At 73.3% G+C, this 15,951-nt stretch carries 17 protein-coding genes; 2 read left to right on the top strand and 15 right to left on the bottom strand.

What is annotated here, in order from left to right:
* Positions 1-216 precede the first annotated feature (216 nt).
* Positions 217-735 (bottom strand): gamma carbonic anhydrase family protein, encoded by a 519-nt coding sequence (locus HGAM_RS07010; RefSeq protein ID WP_019144765.1) that lies wholly within the window; start codon positions 733-735, stop codon positions 217-219.
* Between the two features lie 13 nt (positions 736-748).
* Positions 749-1,759: a hypothetical protein gene (locus HGAM_RS07005; RefSeq protein WP_019144764.1), complete on the bottom strand. Its 1,011-nt coding sequence runs from the start codon at positions 1,757-1,759 to the stop codon at positions 749-751.
* 60 nt (positions 1,760-1,819) lie between these two features.
* Between HGAM_RS07005 and HGAM_RS20875 the strand changes: the two genes are divergently transcribed.
* Positions 1,820-2,233, top strand: a complete 414-nt coding sequence (locus HGAM_RS20875) for a DUF2530 domain-containing protein (protein WP_245532098.1) — start codon at positions 1,820-1,822, stop codon at positions 2,231-2,233.
* A 43-nt stretch (positions 2,234-2,276) separates the two neighbouring features.
* Here HGAM_RS20875 and HGAM_RS06995 read toward each other — a convergent pair whose 3' ends face one another.
* On the bottom strand, positions 2,277-3,053 hold the full coding sequence (locus tag HGAM_RS06995) for a DUF3027 domain-containing protein (protein WP_019144762.1): 777 nt from the start codon (positions 3,051-3,053) through the stop codon (positions 2,277-2,279).
* Between the two features lie 87 nt (positions 3,054-3,140).
* Between HGAM_RS06995 and HGAM_RS18220 the strand changes: the two genes are divergently transcribed.
* Positions 3,141-4,535 (top strand): MFS transporter, encoded by a 1,395-nt coding sequence (locus tag HGAM_RS18220; RefSeq protein ID WP_019144761.1) that lies wholly within the window; start codon positions 3,141-3,143, stop codon positions 4,533-4,535.
* Here HGAM_RS18220 and HGAM_RS06985 read toward each other — a convergent pair.
* The 12 genes from HGAM_RS06985 to HGAM_RS18205 all read right to left on the bottom strand — a co-directional run.
* Positions 4,532-4,927: a cold-shock protein gene (locus tag HGAM_RS06985; protein WP_019144760.1), complete on the bottom strand. Its 396-nt coding sequence runs from the start codon at positions 4,925-4,927 to the stop codon at positions 4,532-4,534. The genes HGAM_RS18220 and HGAM_RS06985 overlap by 4 nt on opposite strands.
* A 69-nt stretch (positions 4,928-4,996) precedes the next feature.
* Positions 4,997-6,004, bottom strand: a complete 1,008-nt coding sequence (locus HGAM_RS06980) for a YihY/virulence factor BrkB family protein (protein WP_019144759.1) — start codon at positions 6,002-6,004, stop codon at positions 4,997-4,999.
* Positions 6,001-6,384, bottom strand: coding sequence for a type II toxin-antitoxin system PemK/MazF family toxin (locus tag HGAM_RS18215; protein ID WP_019144758.1), 384 nt, complete (start codon positions 6,382-6,384; stop codon positions 6,001-6,003). The genes HGAM_RS06980 and HGAM_RS18215 overlap by 4 nt, the downstream gene beginning before the upstream one ends.
* 38 nt (positions 6,385-6,422) lie before the next feature.
* On the bottom strand, positions 6,423-8,012 hold the full coding sequence (locus HGAM_RS18210) for an AMP-binding protein (RefSeq protein ID WP_019144757.1): 1,590 nt from the start codon (positions 8,010-8,012) through the stop codon (positions 6,423-6,425).
* Between the two features lie 103 nt (positions 8,013-8,115).
* Positions 8,116-8,514: a DUF779 domain-containing protein gene (locus tag HGAM_RS06965; RefSeq protein WP_019144756.1), complete on the bottom strand. Its 399-nt coding sequence runs from the start codon at positions 8,512-8,514 to the stop codon at positions 8,116-8,118.
* A gap of 4 nt (positions 8,515-8,518) precedes the next feature.
* The gene (gene adh, locus HGAM_RS06960; RefSeq protein ID WP_019144755.1) at positions 8,519-10,042 is read right to left on the bottom strand and encodes an aldehyde dehydrogenase; all 1,524 of its coding nucleotides are present in this window, start codon (positions 10,040-10,042) and stop codon (positions 8,519-8,521) included.
* Positions 10,043-10,131: 89 nt separating this feature from the next.
* Positions 10,132-11,415, bottom strand: coding sequence for a GAF domain-containing protein (locus HGAM_RS06955; RefSeq protein WP_019144754.1), 1,284 nt, complete (start codon positions 11,413-11,415; stop codon positions 10,132-10,134).
* A 51-nt stretch (positions 11,416-11,466) separates the two neighbouring features.
* Positions 11,467-12,168, bottom strand: a complete 702-nt coding sequence (locus HGAM_RS06950) for an acyltransferase (protein WP_019144753.1) — start codon at positions 12,166-12,168, stop codon at positions 11,467-11,469.
* A 95-nt stretch (positions 12,169-12,263) separates the two neighbouring features.
* Positions 12,264-13,895, bottom strand: a complete 1,632-nt coding sequence (groL, locus tag HGAM_RS06945) for a chaperonin GroEL (RefSeq protein WP_020693473.1) — start codon at positions 13,893-13,895, stop codon at positions 12,264-12,266.
* Positions 13,896-14,085: 190 nt separating this feature from the next.
* The gene (locus HGAM_RS06940; protein ID WP_019144751.1) at positions 14,086-15,342 is read right to left on the bottom strand and encodes a hypothetical protein; all 1,257 of its coding nucleotides are present in this window, start codon (positions 15,340-15,342) and stop codon (positions 14,086-14,088) included.
* Positions 15,339-15,764, bottom strand: coding sequence for a cupredoxin domain-containing protein (locus HGAM_RS06935; protein ID WP_019144750.1), 426 nt, complete (start codon positions 15,762-15,764; stop codon positions 15,339-15,341). Before HGAM_RS06935 ends, HGAM_RS06940 begins: the two co-directional genes overlap by 4 nt.
* Positions 15,761-15,951, bottom strand: a 191-nt coding sequence (locus HGAM_RS18205; protein WP_019144749.1) for a hypothetical protein, incomplete at its 5' end; no start/stop codon positions are given. The genes HGAM_RS06935 and HGAM_RS18205, both read right to left, overlap by 4 nt.

The raw sequence follows: 15,951 nt of genomic DNA, 5'->3' as shown, positions 1-15,951 counted from the left end.
AAACGCCGCGCCCACCGGACAGCCGACCCTCTCAGGCCTTCCGCCCCGCCGTGCGGCGCAACAAAGAGAACATTACACGGCCGTTTCCGGGAAGGTCAAACCGGGGTCGGTCATCGTTCATCAGGCCCGGGGCGAGGGTCCGCTCCCCCGGGATTCCAGGGTCGTCGAGCCCCGTCGGCGGCCCGGCGAGGCCTCCGGAACGCCGCTGGACCCCGTTCAGCCCGCAGAACTCGCGGTGCGATGTAGGTCACGGTGCGCCTCGTAGATGCGCGCGTTCTCGTGCAGCTTCTCGACCTCGGCGTCGGACAGCTCGCGACGGACCTTGCCGGGGACCCCCGCGACCAGCGAGCGGGGCGGGACCTCCATCCCCTCGGTGACGACCGTGCCGGCCGCGAGCAGGCACTCGTCGCCGATCGTCGCGCCGTTCATGACGACGGCTCCCATGCCCACCAGGACGTGGTCGCCGATCGTCGCCCCGTGCACCACCGCGCCGTGCCCGACGGAGACGCCCTCCCCCAGACGGACGGGCCGGCCCTTGTCGACGTGGAAGACGCAGTTGTCCTGCACGTTGGAGCGGGGACCCACCACGATCGGCTCGTTGTCGGCGCGCAGGACGGCGCCGTAGAAGACGCTGGCGCCGGGACCGAGGGTCACGGCGCCGACGAGGGTGGCGTTCGGGGCGACCCAGGCCGTGTCGTCGACGTCCGGCGTGCGGTCGGGGAGCGGGATCAGCATGACCCCAACGTACTCAGGCGCGACGGCGTCGCAGCTCCACGACGAGGAGCGTCAGGGCGACGAGGAGACCGCCGACGACGACGGCCACGAGGACGGGGTCCCGGCCGTCCGCGGAGTACGCGACGGCGGGCTCGGAGACGACCTCCGAACCCGGTGCGGCGACAGCGTCGGCGGGCTCGGCCGAGCCGGACGCCGGCAGGTCGACCCGCCACAGCGGCTGGGACGTGCCCTCGCTGCCGACCAGGACGCTGCGGCCGGACGGCTCGGCGGCGACCGTCTCCCCCTGCTGCGTGACCGGCGCCTCGAGCGCCGTCACCGGCTGCCACCGGGCGTCGAGCACCACGAGGGACAGGTACGTGCGCAGGACGACGCGGTCGGACCCCGGCACGACCGTGGCGTCGGTGACCATGCCCGAGACGTCGGAAGCGACCTCCCGAGCCCGGTTGAGTCGGCCGGTGACGAGGTCGTCGACCGCGAGCTCGAAGCGGCTCCCGCCGGCCAGCGCCTTCTCCAGCAGCGAGACCGTGCCGTCGCGGACGACGACGGCCTCGACGTCGGGCGACCGGTCGCCGTAGTCGACGCGGTAGGTGGTCGGACGGACCCGGTGGTCGCCCTCCCCCGGCTCCTCGAGCACGTGCAGGGCGATCTCGTCGCGGCGGCCGCGGTTGTCGCCGGTGTCGGCGACCCACAGCCGTCCGTCGTCGTCGAGCGCCAGCGCCTCGACGTCGGTGGTCCCGCCACGCAGCCGGGTGACACCGACGACCTCGCCGGTCGACACCCGCACGGCGAAGACCGCGGCGTCGTGACCGGAGTCGTTCACCGTGTACGCGAGATCGGGGTGCTGCCGGCTGACCGCCAGGCCGCTGGACTCGCTGATCCGGGGGTCGTCCACGACCGCGACCTGCTGCGGCTCCCGTGCGGCGGCAGACGCCTGGGCGTCCTGCACGAGCGAGGCCACGACGACCACGACGAGCAGGAGCACGAGGAGTCCGGGGATCAGCAGCCGCCGGTAGCGAGGATTCATCGCCGCCAGTCTCTCAGGAGCCGCCGCGGACGTCGCGGGACGGGCGGTACTGTGTGGGACGTGAGTGACGGCGAGGACTGGGAGATCCACGAGGGCGACGGACCCGCGACGATCGAGCGCAAGCTGGGTCACCGCGAGCGTGCCCGCCTGGAGCGCATCGCCCGTCGTCACGAGTTCGGCCGGCCGGAGGTCACCGAGCTCGAGCTCGGCCGCACCACCCACCGCGTCGCGCAGGTCGAGCCCATGGACCTCGACGGCGTCCGCACCATGACCGTCGGCACCATCGTGTGGGGCGTCGCGATCATCGGCCTGCTGCCGTTCCTGGGCACGCTGGACGAGGACGGCCGCACCTGGTGGCTGTGGACGTGCGTGGCCGGCTTCGGCCTGGGCCTCATCGGCGTCGAGTACTGCCGCCGGCGCCGCAAGGCGCTGCGCTCGCAGGTGCCCGCCGGCGGACGTCGCCGCCGGACCTAGCCCGCGGTCGTCGCCTGCGCCGGTCGCCGGCGCGTAGACGCGCTCAGTCGAGCTCGACGACGTCCGGCGTCGTGGTGTCGAGCACCGGGTCGGGCAGGGCCTGCGCCGACGTGCTGCGCCGCACCGTCGCCCCCGAGTGCGCGCCGCACCCGTGCGACAGCGCCACGACCCGGCCGTCGTCGTTCGCCTGTCCGTTCGCGCACACGCCGAAGCTGGACGACAGCGGTCCGGCCAGGCTCACCAGGAACCCGCAGCCGCCGCACACGCCGGGTGCCTGCTGGGCCAGCGGCACGTCGGGACCCCGGTCGCCGGCGTACCAACGGTCGGCCGCCTGGACGCGTCCCTCGAGCGACAGCACCACGCGCCGGCCGAGGCCGACCTCGCGGGCGAAGTAGCGGTCAGGGGTCTGCTCCTCGCCGTCACCCGCCGTCCACGACGGGACGAGCCGGACGTCGTCCTCCTCGGGCGGCAGCAGGTCGCCGGGGCCGAGGTCGCCGGGCCGGATGCGGTCCTTGTACGGCTTCCAGGCCGGGGCGACGATCGCCTCGTCGCCGGGCAGCAGCACGACGTCGTTGACGGTGACGTGCTCGCTGTCGGGCGCGCGGGTGACGTCGGCGGCCCAGTACCAGCCGCGGTAGCCCGGCAGCAGGCACGCGAAGACGTGGGTCGCCAGCAGCGGACCGGTGGCGCGCACCTCGCGGTGCTCACCGACCGCGGTCGGCTCGGTGCCGTCGAGGACGGCGGCACGGGCCACGTCGACGGCGGCGGCGAGCACGGGGTCGACGGACGCGGGGGCCTCGTCGTTCGGTGCGGCGGACATGGCTCGATTCTCCCCCAGGCACCATGGCCCACCCAAACCGGGGCGTGGACGCCGCGCGATGGCCAGGCGCTGCGGCAGGATGGACGCGTGCCCGAGTCCCCCACCCCCGACCAGCGCACCTGGCCCGAGCGGCTCGGCGCCGCCGGCACCCGGGCGGCACGCGCCCTCGGTGCGGTCGGCCGGGGCACCGGACGCGGCTCGCGCAAGGCCTTCGTGCAGGCCCGCCGGTTCACGCACGCCAAGGGGGCCGGAGAGAGCGGACTGGCCCGGCTGCTGGAGCTGCACGCGTTCAACACCGCCGGCGACGCGGCCGTGGCGGTCTCGCTCGCCGGCAGCCTGTTCTTCACCGTGCCCACCGACGAGGCGCACGGCGACGTCGCCCGGTTCCTGCTGCTGACGATGCTGCCGTTCGCGATCGTCGCGCCGCTGATCGGGCCGTTCCTGGACCGCTTCCGTCGCGGACGCCGCTGGGCGATCGGCGCCACCCTGGCCGTCCGTGCGTTCTGCGCCTGGGTCGCGGCCGGCGCCGTCCTCACCGAGTCCACGGCGCTGTTCCCGGCGGCGCTCGGCTGCCTGGTCGCGTCCAAGGCGTACGGCGTCACGCGGGCGTCCGCCGTGCCCCGGCTGCTCCCCCACGACTTCACCCTCGTGAAGGCGAACTCGCGCATCTCGCTCACCGGCACGGGCGCCGCCGCCATCTCGGCCCCGATCGCCGTGGGCCTCGCCGCGATCGGCCCGCAGTGGACGCTGCGCTACGCGTTCGCGCTGTTCGTCATCGGGACCGTGCTGGCCGTGCTGCTGCCGCCGCGCGTCGACTCCACCGAGGGCGAGCAGGACGTGATGGACGGCGAGCAGCCACGCCGGCGCCGTCGCCGGGTGCGCATCAGCCCGGACGTCGTCGTCGGCCTGCGCTGCAACGTCGGCCTGAGGTTCCTGTCCGGCTTCCTGACCATGTTCATGGCGTTCGTCCTGCGCTCGGACCCGTTCCCCGGCTGGGAGAACCGCGTCACGATCCTCATGGCGCTGGTGATCGGTGCCGCCGGCGCGGGCAGCACGGCCGGCGTGCTGCTCGGCTCGGCCCTGCGCTCGCGCCGGCCGCAGACCACCGTGCTCGTCGTCCTGGCGATCGACGTCGTGGTGGTCGTGGTGACCGCGGCCGCGTACGGCCTCGCGACTGCCGTGGCGCTCGGTCTCGCGGTGGGGCTGTGCCAGTCGCTGGGCAAGCTGAGCCTGGACGCGCTCATCCAGCGCGACGTGCCCGAGACCGTCCGCACGAGCGTCTTCGCCCGCTCGGAGACGGTGCTGCAGCTGGCGTGGGTGCTCGGCGGGTTCGCCGGGCTCGGCCTGGCGCTGCAGACGCCGCGGCTCGGCCTGGGCGTCGTGGCGCTGCTGCTCGTCGGCTGGCTGGCCCTCGTGGTGTGGCAGCTGTCGCAGCGCGAGCGACGTCCGGCGGGGCAGGACGCCGCGCCGGCGAGCCGCTAGAGCTCGAGCTCGTCGGCCAGCGCGCGGAGCAGCTTGGCCGTGGGCTTCGCCGTGCGGGCGTCGGGGTGACGACCGTGGCGGTAGCCCTCGCCGAGCCGGTCGAGCAGCCCGATCAGGTCCTCGACGATGACGACCATGTCCTCGGGCGCCTTGCGCCGGGCGGCGGCCTGGTTGCGGGCGACCGACGTGGCCGGCTCGAGCAGGCGGACCTGCAGCGCCTGGTCGCCGCGGCGGCCCTGGGCGATGCCGAACTCGACCCGCTGCCCCGGCTTGAGCGACGGCACACCGGCGGGCAGGGCGTCGCTGCGGACGTACACGTCCGCGCCGTCGTCCTGGCTCAGGAATCCGAAGCCCTTGTCAGCGTCGAACCACTTCACTTTGCCCGTGGGCATGGCGTTCCTCACTCTCGGCTGCTGCGAAGGCTCAGCCTAGTGATCTCGTCCAACTGTCACGACCCCGGCTCAGGCGGAGCCGAGCGGAGTGCTGGGGTCGTGCTCGTCGTCGTCGCCGCCGAAGTGGACGTCGATGGACTGGAAGCCCTTGTGCCGCTGGGCCTTGGCGTAGAGCTCGTAGGCGCGGCGGTCGGCCTCGGTGAGGTGGACGCGATCGGTGAACGGCGTCAGCAGCGCGCGCGGGAAGAGCCGGCGGCCGACCACGACGTTGACCTCCAGCCCCAGCACGACGGCGCAAGAGGCCAGGAAGATGAAGGCCATGAGACCGAGGACCACGGCGAAGATGGCATTGACCTCGCTGGCCCGGCTCACGACGCCGCTGACGTACGCCTGGCCGCCCTGCTGCAGCGCCACCCACGCGACGGCCACGAACGCGGCGCCGGGCGCCACCTTCGTCCAGCCCGGACGCACGACGGCGAACAGCCGGAACAGGGCCATGAACACGACCCAGATCAGCAGCCACGTCACGGGCACCAGCAGGCGCGAGACCCACGCGGCGTCCTCCTTGAACGGCTCCAGCGTCGGCAGCACGGACGTCAGCACGGTCAGCGCCACCACCGCCAGGCCGACGATGCCCACCAGCAGCAGGCTGCGCAGCCGCATGAGGAACGGGTTCGCGCGGCTGTTGCGCGGCACCGACCAGGCCACGTTGGACGCGTTCTGCAGCGACTGGCCGACGCCCAGCGAGCCGTACAGGGCGGCGAGCACACCGATGACGATCGCCGACCCGCTGCCGCTGATGCCCTCGGGGCGGGCCAGCTGCGGCCCGACGACGGGGATCTGGCTGACCGCGCTGTCGAGCAGCGTCTCCTGCAGCTCGACGTCGCCCTGCAGGAGGAAGCCGAGCACCGAGGACGCGATGAGCAGCAGCGGGAAGATCGCGGTGAACGCGTAGTACGTGATGATCGCGGCGAGGTACGGGCCCTGGTCGTCGAAGTACTTGTAGACGACCGCGAGCGGGAAGCCGACGACCCGGTGACGGCGCTGGAAGCCGTCGACCGTCCCGACGGCGCTCACGTGGCCGGCAGGTAGGGGCGCACCGCGGCCGCGACCTGGTCGAAGACGGGACGGGGCATGACGGCGCCCTCGCGGCGGACGTCCGTGGCCGGCACCCGGACGAACCGGTTCAGCCGCACCTCGCTCGGGCGTCCGGCGGTGTCCCAGGGGCCGCTGCCGACGTCCATCCAGAAGCGGCCGGCCCGGGCCTCCTGGGCGGCGTCGAGGTCGTGGTCGTGGCTGGTCATCGGCAGGACGACCAGGTGGTCGCCCTCGCGCGCGAGCACGAGCGCAGGCCGGTCCTTGCCGCGGGAGGGGTCGTCCTCGTACGGCACCCAGGCCCACACCACCTCGCCCGGGTCGGCGGCGCCGTCCGGGTCGGGCGCGTAGACGATCTCCACGGCGGCCAGCCTGCCACAGCCGGGCCGCCCCCACCGGCTCAGACGTGCGGCGGCAGCTCGCGCCGCATCACCTTGCCCGTGGGGTTGCGCGGCAGCTCGTCGAGGAAGACGACGTGGCGCGGGACGGCGAACCGGGCCACGTGCTGCTTGGCGTGGTCGACGACGCCCGCGTGGTCGAGCTCGTGCCCGTCGCGGACGACGACGTACGCCGCGAGCGTCTGGCCCCACTGCTCGTCCGGCACGCCGGTGACGACGACCTCGGCGACCGCGGGGTGCTCGGCGAGGGCGTCCTCGAGCTCGCGCGGGAAGACGTTCTCGCCGCCGGAGACGATCATCTCGTCGTCGCGTCCGGAGACGAACAGGCGTCCGGCCTCGTCGAGGTGGCCCACGTCGCCGGTGCTCATGAGCCCGGCGGCGAACTCCTTGGTGCGGCCGTCGGTGTAGCCGCCGAACGGCATGTCGTTGCCCACGTGGATGACGCCGGTCTCGCCCTGCGGCACCTCGCGGCCGTCCGGGCCGAGCACCTTCACCGTGGTGCGACGGGGCGGGACGCCCGCCGTGCCCGGCGCGGCGCGCAGGTGCTCGGGGCTGGCGATCGTCACCCACGCCGTCTCGGTGGCGCCGTAGAAGTTGTAGATCGAGTCGGTGAACCGGTCCATGAAGCGGATCGCCAGGTCGCCGGCCAGCGCCGAGCCGCTCGTGGCGGTGATGCGCAGGCTCGAGACGTCCAGGCCACGCGTCGCCTCCTCGGGCAGGTCGGCCATGCGCTGCAGCATGATCGGCACCGCCACCAGCACGGACGCGCGGTGCTCGGCGACGTCGCGGACGGTCTGCGCCGGGTCGAACCGGCGGCGCATCACGTACGTGGGGGTGGCGATCAGGCCGAAGCCGAAGTTGAGCAGGCCCCACGAGTGGAACAGCGGCGCCGCCACCAACACCGTCGCGCCCGCCTCGTAGGGGATCGCGCCGAAGAAGGTGAGGATCGGGCGCAGGTTCTTCGGCTCCTCGCGGCGCGAGCCCTTGGGGGCGCCGGTGGTGCCGGAGGTGAAGATGATGATCTGGCCGTGCCGCTTGGGCTTGCGCACCCGCTTGGCCGGATGGGCCGCCGCCAGCGACGACACCGTGGGCAGGTCGGTGCCGCCGTCGGACCAGGCCAGGACGAGCATGTCGCGGTCGAGCGGGGCGCACAGGCCGAGGAACTCCTCGTCCAGGACGACCATGACGGCGCCCTCGCGCTGGACGAGCTCCTCGAGCTGACGTCCGCTGGCCATGGTGTTGAGCAGCAGCACCTTGGCGCCGACCTGCATCGCGGCCACGAGCGTCTGCACCATGTAGCGGTGGTTGCGGCACAGCACCGCGACCGCGTCGCCCTCGCCGACGCCACGCGCCCGCAGGGCGGCGCTGAACCGGTCGACGTCGTCGGCGAGCTCGCGCCACGTGGTCTGCCCCGCGTCGTCGGCGATGGCGACCTGCTGCGGCGCGCGGTGGGCGTTCGCGTGCACGCCCGACGGCAGGCCGGGGCCCCACGTCAGCAGCTCGCGGCCGGCAGCCAGCATCCGGTGCGGTGCCTGCGGCCGCAGCATCCCGATGCGGTGCAGGACGGTCAGGGGTCCGGCGGAGCGTCCCATGCTTCCCTCTCGTCGACGGTGACCTGAGTCACCGTAACAACGACGATGTCAGATGCCGGTGACGGCGACGAGAGATGGGTCACGCCGGGGCGCACGTCCGACGTCAGACCTCCTGGGTGGCGAGGGCGGACGTCTCGTCCTCGGTCAGCACCCGCGAGCGGATGAGGAACCGGAAGCCGCTCGGTGCCTCGAGCGAGAACCCGGCGCCGCGGCCGGGGACGACGTCGATCGTGATGTGGGTGTGCGACCAGTACGCGAACTGCTCGCGCGAGATCCACACCGGCACGGTGCCGGAGGGATCGTTCTCGGACGGCCCCACGTCCAGGTCCCCCAGGTGGACGTCGGCGGCGCTGGTCAGGAAGACGCCTTGCGGGAAGCACATGGGCGCGGACCCGTCGCAGCAGCCGCCGGACTGGTGGAACATGAGCGGGCCGTGCTGGTCCCGGAGGCCGCGGAGCAGGTCCGCGGCCTCCGGGGTCAGCGCCACGCGGCTGACGGTCATCGGCTCAGAAGAAGCCGGCGGCGTCGGGCGAGTAGCTGACCAGCAGGTTCTTCGTCTGCTGGTAGTGGTCGAGCATCATGTGGTGGTTCTCCCGGCCGATGCCCGAGGACTTGTAGCCGCCGAACGCCGCGTGCGCCGGGTACTGGTGGTAGCAGTTCGTCCACACGCGTCCGGCCTGGATGGCCCGGCCGGCCCGGTAGGCGCGGCTGGTGTCGCGCGACCACACGCCGGCGCCGAGGCCGTACAGCGTGTCGTTGGCGATGCTCATCGCGTCGTCGAAGTCGTCGAAGCCGGTCACCGAGACGACCGGGCCGAAGATCTCCTCCTGGAAGATCCGCATCTTGTTGGTGCCCTGGAAGATCGTCGGCGCCACGTAGTAGCCGCCGGACAGGTCGCCGCCGAGGTCGGTGCGCTCGCCGCCGGTGATGACCCGCGCGCCCTCGTCGATGCCGATCTGGATGTAGCTGAGGATCTTCTCGAGCTGGTCGTTGCTGGCCTGGGCGCCGATCATCGTCTCGGTGTCGAGCGGGTTGCCCTGCTTGATGGCCTTGGTGCGGTCGGTCGCGGCCGGCAGGAACGACTCCAGGATCGAGTTCTGGATCAGCGCGCGGCTCGGGCACGTGCAGACCTCGCCCTGGTTCAGCGCGAACATCGCGAAGCCCTCGAGCGCCTTGTCGTAGAACGCGTCGTCGGCCGAGGCGACGTCCTCGAAGAAGATGTTCGGGCTCTTGCCACCGAGCTCGAGCGTCACCGGGATGAGGTTCTGGCTGGCGTACTGCATGATCAGCCGGCCGGTCGTGGTCTCGCCGGTGAAGGCGATCTTGCGGATGCGGCTGCTGGACGCGAGCGGGGCGCCCGCCTCGACACCGAAGCCGTTGACGACGTTGAGCACGCCCGGCGGCAGCAGGTCCGAGATCAGCTCCATCAGCAGCATGATCGAGGCCGGCGTCTGCTCGGCCGGCTTGAGCACGACCGCGTTGCCGGCCGCGAGCGCGGGGGCCAGCTTCCAGGTGGCCATGAGCAGCGGGAAGTTCCACGGGATGATCTGGCCGACGACGCCGAGCGGCTCGTGGAAGTGGTAGGCGACCGTGTCGTCGTCGATCTGCGACAGACTGCCCTCCTGGGCGCGGATGGCCCCGGCGAAGTAGCGGAAGTGGTCGACGGCGAGCGGCAGGTCGGCGGCCATCGTCTCGCGCACCGGCTTGCCGTTGTCCCACGTCTCGCCGACGGCGAGCATCTCCAGGTTCTGCTCGATGCGGTCGGCGATCTTGTTGAGCACGACGGCCCGCTCGGCGGGCGACGTCCGGCCCCAGGCGGGGGCGGCCTTGTGCGCGGCGTCGAGGGCGAGCTCGACGTCCTCGGCGGTGGAGCGGGCGATCTCGCAGAACACCTTGCCGTTGACCGGCGACGGGTTCTCGAAGTACTGGCCCTTGACCGGGGCGACGTACTCGCCGCCGATCCAGTTGTCGTAGCGGGGCTTGTAGCTGACGACGCTGCCGTCGGTACCGGGCTGGGCGTAGACGCTCATGGACGCTCCTCGGGGCGAGTGGGGGTGCGTCCCGATCAGGGACGTGGCCGTGACGCTAGTCACAGCGACGTTGCGCGGACGTTGCAGCGCTAGCCGAGCTCGGCGTCAAGCGCGTCCAGGTGCGCGGCGACGTGCGCGGCCCGCGGCGACCCGGCCGGCAGGACCTCCAGCGCGTGCTGCCACACGGCGTAGTCGTCGCGCCCGTGCGCGGTGTCGGCGAACGCCAGCACGGTGTCGGCGTCGGGACAGACCAGGACGTGGCCGCGGAGCCGCTCGTGCAGGGCGGCCCGGAGCCGCACGACGCCGGGCGCATCGGAGGCGGGCAGCACCGGCCCGCGGTACCCGGCGACCGCCCGGCGCAGTCCGCCGTCGCGCAGCGCCCCGCGGACGTCGTCCAGGTCGGTGCGCAGCGGCTCGGTCAGGCGGTAGGGCCGCGAGGCCAGCCCCACCGAGGGCACGGCGGCGCGCAGGCGGGACAGCTCGGCGCGGACGGTGACCGGTGCGTGCTCGTCGTCGCTGAGCGCGACCGCGAGCTCGCCGGCCGTGAGCCCGTCCGGGTGGGCGGCGAGCAGCAGCAGGATCTCGGCGTGCCGCAGCGACAGCCGGCTCGTGGTGCCGCCGTGGCGCAGCTGGGCCGTGTGCGCACCCAGGACGTCCAGCCGGGCGGGGGCCGTCCAGCCCGCGACGTGGCGCGGACCGGTGCCGGACAGCCGTTCGATGCGCAGCTCGGCCTCGGCCGCCGCGACGGTCGCCCGGACGAGCGACAGGCTCTGCGCGCCGGCGACCTCGTCGCCGCCGGTGAGGTCGAGGACCCCGAGCAGCGCCCCGGTGTCGGGGTCGTGGATGGGCGCGGCCGAGCAGCTCCAGGGCGTGACCGGACGCGCGAGGTGCTCGGGGCCGAAGATCTGCACCGGCCGGTCGAGCGCGAGCGCCGTGCCGGGGGCGTTCGTGCCCGCGCTGGCCTCGCTCCAGTCGGCGCCCTCGACGAAGTGCATGCCCTCGGCCCGGGCCCGCAGCGCCGGAGCACCCTCGACCCACAGCAGCCGGCCGGCCGCGTCGCTCACCGCGACCAGCAGCCCGGCGTCGGCGGCCGGGTCGACGAGCAGGCGGCGCACCACGGGCATGACGGACGCCAGCGGGTGCGCGGCCCGGACGGCGGCGAGCCCGGCGTCGTCCAGGCGGATGCGGGCCAGCGACGCCTCGGGGTCGAGCCCGGTGCCGACGCTGCGCCGCCACGACTCGGCGACGAGCGGCCTCAGTCGCGGATCGGCGGTGCCGGTCTGCACGAAGGCGTCGTGCGCCCGGCGCAGCTCGCGGACGAGCGCGACCGGGTCGGCGCCCGGCGGCACCGCGACGTCCTGGCTGCGTCCCATGACCGGAGTGTACGCACGACTGTGACGTGGGTCACCAGGCCGAGCGGGTGGTCACGGCAGGTCGTCGTGGCTCCAGGCGACGTCCTCGCGCACGACCCGGGCGGGCACCCCGGCGACGACGGCGTGGGCGGGGACCTTCTGGCCGCGCACGACGCTGCGCATCGCGACGACCGCGCCGTCGGCGACCTCGGCGTGACCGGTGACGACGGCGTCGCGGCACAGCCAGACGTGACGGCCGAGCCGCACGTGGGCACCGAAGGGGTTGAGCCGCTCCCCCGTGGCGCGGTCGGCCAGGCGGTGCATGTCGTCGGTGGCGACGTAGACGTTGGCGGCCCAGAGCTGATCGGCGCCGGCCACGACGGTGCCGCCGTTGCGCGCGTCCACGACGGCGCACCGGGTCGCGACGAGCGGACCGTGCAGCGCCACGGACGAGCCGCCGCCGCAGTAGATCTCGCCGGCGGTCAGCTGCACGCCGGCGTCGAGGAAGACGGTCGCCCGGTCGCCGCCGACGAGCAACGAGGCGAGCCAGGTCATGGGCGACCCGACCACGACCACCGCGTCGTGGAACGGGATGAGGGTCAGGTCGCGCAGCACCCGCTCCGGCAGCGACGCCCCCTCGGCCAGGTACAGCGCGTTGCCGAGCTCGGCCCACCAGTCGGGGAGGCCGTCCACGGCCAGGTGCCAGTCGCGGGCGTCGAGCGCCTCGGCGTCCACGCCGGCCTCACGCAGGCGCTGACGGTGCTCGGGATCCACCCGCGGAATCCTGCCACCCCCACCGGGCACGCGGACGCACGAGGGCCCCGGACGATCGTCCGGGGCCCTCGCGAGGTGGTGCTAGGAGACGGGGCTCAGAAGCCCATGCCGCCCATGTCGCCCATGTCCGGCGCACCGGCACCGGCGCCGGCCGGCTCCGGCTTGTCGGCGACGACGGCCTCGGTGGTGAGGAACAGGGCCGCGATGCTGGCCGCGTTCTGCAGCGCCGAGCGGGTCACCTTGGCGGGGTCGATGATGCCCTGGGCGATCATGTCGACGTACTCGCCGGTGGCCGCGTTGAGGCCGTGACCGGCCTCCAGGCCGGCGACCTTCTCCGCGACGACGCCGCCCTCGAGGCCGGCGTTGACCGCGATCTGCTTGAGCGGCGCGGAGGCGGCGGTGCGGACGATGTTCGCACCCGTGGCCTCGTCACCCTCGAGCGACAGCTTCTCGAACGCGGCCGTGGTGGCCTGGACGAGCGCCACGCCGCCACCGGCGACGATGCCCTCCTCGACGGCCGCCTTGGCGTTGCGGACGGCGTCCTCGATGCGGTGCTTGCGCTCCTTGAGCTCGACCTCGGTGGCCGCGCCGACCTTGATGACGGCCACGCCGCCGGCCAGCTTCGCCAGGCGCTCCTGCAGCTTCTCGCGGTCGTAGTCGGAGTCGCTGTTCTCGATCTCGGCGCGGATCTGGTTGACCCGGCCCTCGATCTGGGTCGCGTCGCCGCCGCCCTCGACGATGGTGGTCTCGTCCTTGGTCGTCACGACCTTGCGGGCGGTACCCAGCAGGGTCAGGTCGGCGTTCTCGAGCTTGAGGCCGACCTCCTCGCTGATGACCTCGCCGCCGGTGAGGATGGCGATGTCGGTCAGCATGGCCTTGCGGCGGTCGCCGAAGCCGGGGGCCTTGATGGCGACCGACTTGAACGTGCCACGGACCTTGTTGACGATCAGGGTGGCCAGGGCCTCGCCCTCGACGTCCTCGGCGATGACCGCGAGCGGCTTGCCCGACTGCATGACCTTCTCCAGGACCGGGACGAAGTCCTTCACCGAGGCGATCTTGCTGTTCACGATGAGGATGTACGGGTCCTCGAGCACCGTCTCCTGGCGCTCGGGGTCGGTGACGAAGTAGCCGGACATGTGGCCCTTGTCGAAGCGCATGCCCTCGGTCAGCTCGAGCTCGACACCGAAGGTGTTCGACTCCTCGACCGTGATGACGCCCTCCTTGCCGACCTTGTCCATCGCCTCGGCGATGATCTCGCCGACCGACGCGTCGGCGGCCGAGATGGAGGCCGTCGCAGCGATCTGCTCCTTGGTCTCGATCTCCTTGGCCATGCCGAGCAGCTGCGTGCTGATCGCCTCGACGGCGGCCTCGATGCCCTTCTTCAGGCCCATCGGGTTGGCGCCGGCCGCGACGTTGCGCAGGCCCTCGCGCACGAGCGCCTGGGCGAGCACGGTGGCGGTGGTGGTGCCGTCGCCCGCGACGTCGTCGGTCTTCTTGGCGACCTCCTTGACGAGCTCGGCGCCGATCTTCTCGTAGGGGTCCTCGAGGTCGATCTCCTTGGCGATGCTCACGCCGTCGTTGGTGATCGTGGGGGCGCCCCACTTCTTCTCCAGGACGACGTTGCGGCCCTTGGGGCCGAGCGTGACCTTCACCGCGTCGGCGAGGGTGTTCATGCCCCGCTCGAGGCCGCGGCGGGCCTCTTCGTTGAATGCAATGGTCTTGGCCATGTCAGTCTCTCCGCGTCATGTGCGTGGATGTGCGGCCGGGTGGTGCCCGCGACGGACGACTGCGCGCTGTCGGCGAACCCTGCTCGCCTGGACGTACAGCCTCACCGGCCCGGCCGGAGTCTTGCTAGCACTCTCATCTTACGAGTGCTAACCCAGATCTTGGCACTCGACCCCGACGAGTGCAAGCGCCTCAGACCGACAGCAGCAGGTACAGCCCGGCGAAGGTGTAGACCACCATGAGCAGCATCATCGCGAGCTGCCCGGTGAGCCGGTGGCGCTCGGGCAGCAGGGCGATCGCCCGGTCGTGGGCGGCCAGCACCGCGAGCACGTGGCCGGTCACGACGGCGGTCACCTTGAGCGTCGCGAGCAGGCCGGGACGGTCGCTCAGGACGTACGCGGTGCCCGCGTCGCCGAGCGGCTGCCAGCCGCGCCCGAGCGGGTCGAGCAGGCCGATCACGACGCCCTGCCCCTTCTCGACCAGGTAGCTCAGGTAGTGCGCGACGACGTAGCCCACGGCGATGGGGACGAGCGAGTGCGCGAGCTCGCCGGGCAGCGCGCGCCGGTGGCGCCGGTCGACCCCGCCCGTGGCCATGGCGGCCGCGGTGAACAGCAGGCCGACGACGGCGCAGAAGGCGACGAGCACGAGCGCGTCCACCGACGTGGGGTGGGACCGGGCCTGCCAGCCGGGCGTGGCCGAGAACGAGTCGAAGGCGGTGGAGCCGAGCAGCACGGCCAGCACGGCCACGAGTCCCGGCGCCACGGGCACCTGGGCGAGCGTGCGCAGCGGGTCGTGCAGCTGGAGGCGGCCGTCGCGGACGAACGGCGAGAGCCGGGCGACCAGGGCGCTGTAGACGTCGAACGGGTCGGCGCGGTCGAACCAGCGCGGGCCCACGAGGACGCCTCCGAGCAGGGTCACCAGCACGTACACGGCCACCCAGACCCGGACGTCCGCCGCGTCGCCGGCGCCGGGCCAGACCAGCTCGAGCTGCACGAACGCCAGCAGACCCAGCGCGGCCGGCCAGTAGCCCAGCCAGGACGGGTAGCGCACGAAGCCGTCCGGCCGGCCCGTCGCGCGGCCCACGAGCGCCTGGACGCTGCGCCACGGCGACAGGTCGCGCCACACGTGCCCGAACGCCAGGGCGAGCGGCACGAGGCCGACCCAGACGAGCACGTACAAGGCCCCGACGCCCGGGTTCGACTCGTCCGGCCCGAGGAACAACGCCGCCAGCCACCAGACGGTGACCAGCGCGCCGACGACCGCGAGCCACGGACGTCGTGCGGGCGGGGCGGGAGCCGGGCCGTCGTCGTAGCGCGGTCGCCGCCAGGCCAGGGCGACCACGGCGAACGTCGCGGTCAGCGCCCACGTGCCGCCGGTCACGGCGTAGACGAGCGGGATGGGCAGGTCGGTCGGACCCCCGATGCCGTGGGCCGCGAGCGGACCGATCACCGGGCGACGAGCTGGACGATCGTGACGTCGAGGTGGTGCGACTCGACCGCGACCTGGCCGGGGCGGTCGACGGTGAAGGTCAGCTCGTCGGGCGTGCCGGCCTCGACGTCGAGCGAGTGCTCGGGGTCGCTGTGGACGTGGATCTCGTCGGCCTCGTCGCTGGTCACCCGCAGCGTGACCGGCTCGCCGACCTCGACCTCCACCCGGTCGCCCTGCGGCGTCACCTTCCCGTCGGCGATCGTCACGTCGACGACGACGCCCTCGGGCTCGGCCGGCTCCGACGACTCGGTCGCCGCCGGGGCGGGCTCCGAGGTGGCGGACGGCGTGGGCGTGCCCGTCGCGTCGGCGCTCGGCTCGTCCTCGGCACAGCCGGCCAGCCCCATGGTCAGGGCGGCGGCGGCCAGGGCGGCGGTGATCCTCATCGGTCCTCCAGGGTGTCGTCGGGTTGGTCGGCCTCGGCCTGCTCGCGGCGGTCCTTGCGGACGATCCAGAGCACGACCCCGGCCAGGATGACGGCGGGCAGCACCGCCGGCACGGCGAGCAGCGCCGCGTGGTGGGCGAGCAGGACCTCGGCGGTCACGCGTCCACGCGCTCGGCGGGACGGGCCGA

Source organism: Aeromicrobium massiliense JC14 (assembly GCF_000312105.1).
GTDB classification, from domain to species: domain Bacteria; phylum Actinomycetota; class Actinomycetes; order Propionibacteriales; family Nocardioidaceae; genus Aeromicrobium; species Aeromicrobium massiliense.
Note: the sequence above shows the minus strand (reverse complement) of the source record. Positions and strands in the feature narration are given on the sequence as shown.

Coding starts and splice junctions, on each gene's coding strand:
- HGAM_RS18210 (WP_019144757.1), bottom strand. CDS start 8,012: ATGGGACGCTCCGCCGGACCCCTGACCGTCCTGCACCGCATCGGGATG.
- HGAM_RS07005 (WP_019144764.1), bottom strand. CDS start 1,759: ATGAATCCTCGCTACCGGCGGCTGCTGATCCCCGGACTCCTCGTGCTC.
- HGAM_RS06955 (WP_019144754.1), bottom strand. CDS start 11,415: ATGGGACGCAGCCAGGACGTCGCGGTGCCGCCGGGCGCCGACCCGGTC.
- groL (WP_020693473.1), bottom strand. CDS start 13,895: ATGGCCAAGACCATTGCATTCAACGAAGAGGCCCGCCGCGGCCTCGAG.
- HGAM_RS06985 (WP_019144760.1), bottom strand. CDS start 4,927: ATGCCCACGGGCAAAGTGAAGTGGTTCGACGCTGACAAGGGCTTCGGA.
- HGAM_RS06995 (WP_019144762.1), bottom strand. CDS start 3,053: ATGTCCGCCGCACCGAACGACGAGGCCCCCGCGTCCGTCGACCCCGTG.
- HGAM_RS06965 (WP_019144756.1), bottom strand. CDS start 8,514: ATGACCGTCAGCCGCGTGGCGCTGACCCCGGAGGCCGCGGACCTGCTC.
- HGAM_RS07010 (WP_019144765.1), bottom strand. CDS start 735: ATGCTGATCCCGCTCCCCGACCGCACGCCGGACGTCGACGACACGGCC.
- HGAM_RS06935 (WP_019144750.1), bottom strand. CDS start 15,764: ATGAGGATCACCGCCGCCCTGGCCGCCGCCGCCCTGACCATGGGGCTG.
- adh (WP_019144755.1), bottom strand. CDS start 10,042: ATGAGCGTCTACGCCCAGCCCGGTACCGACGGCAGCGTCGTCAGCTAC.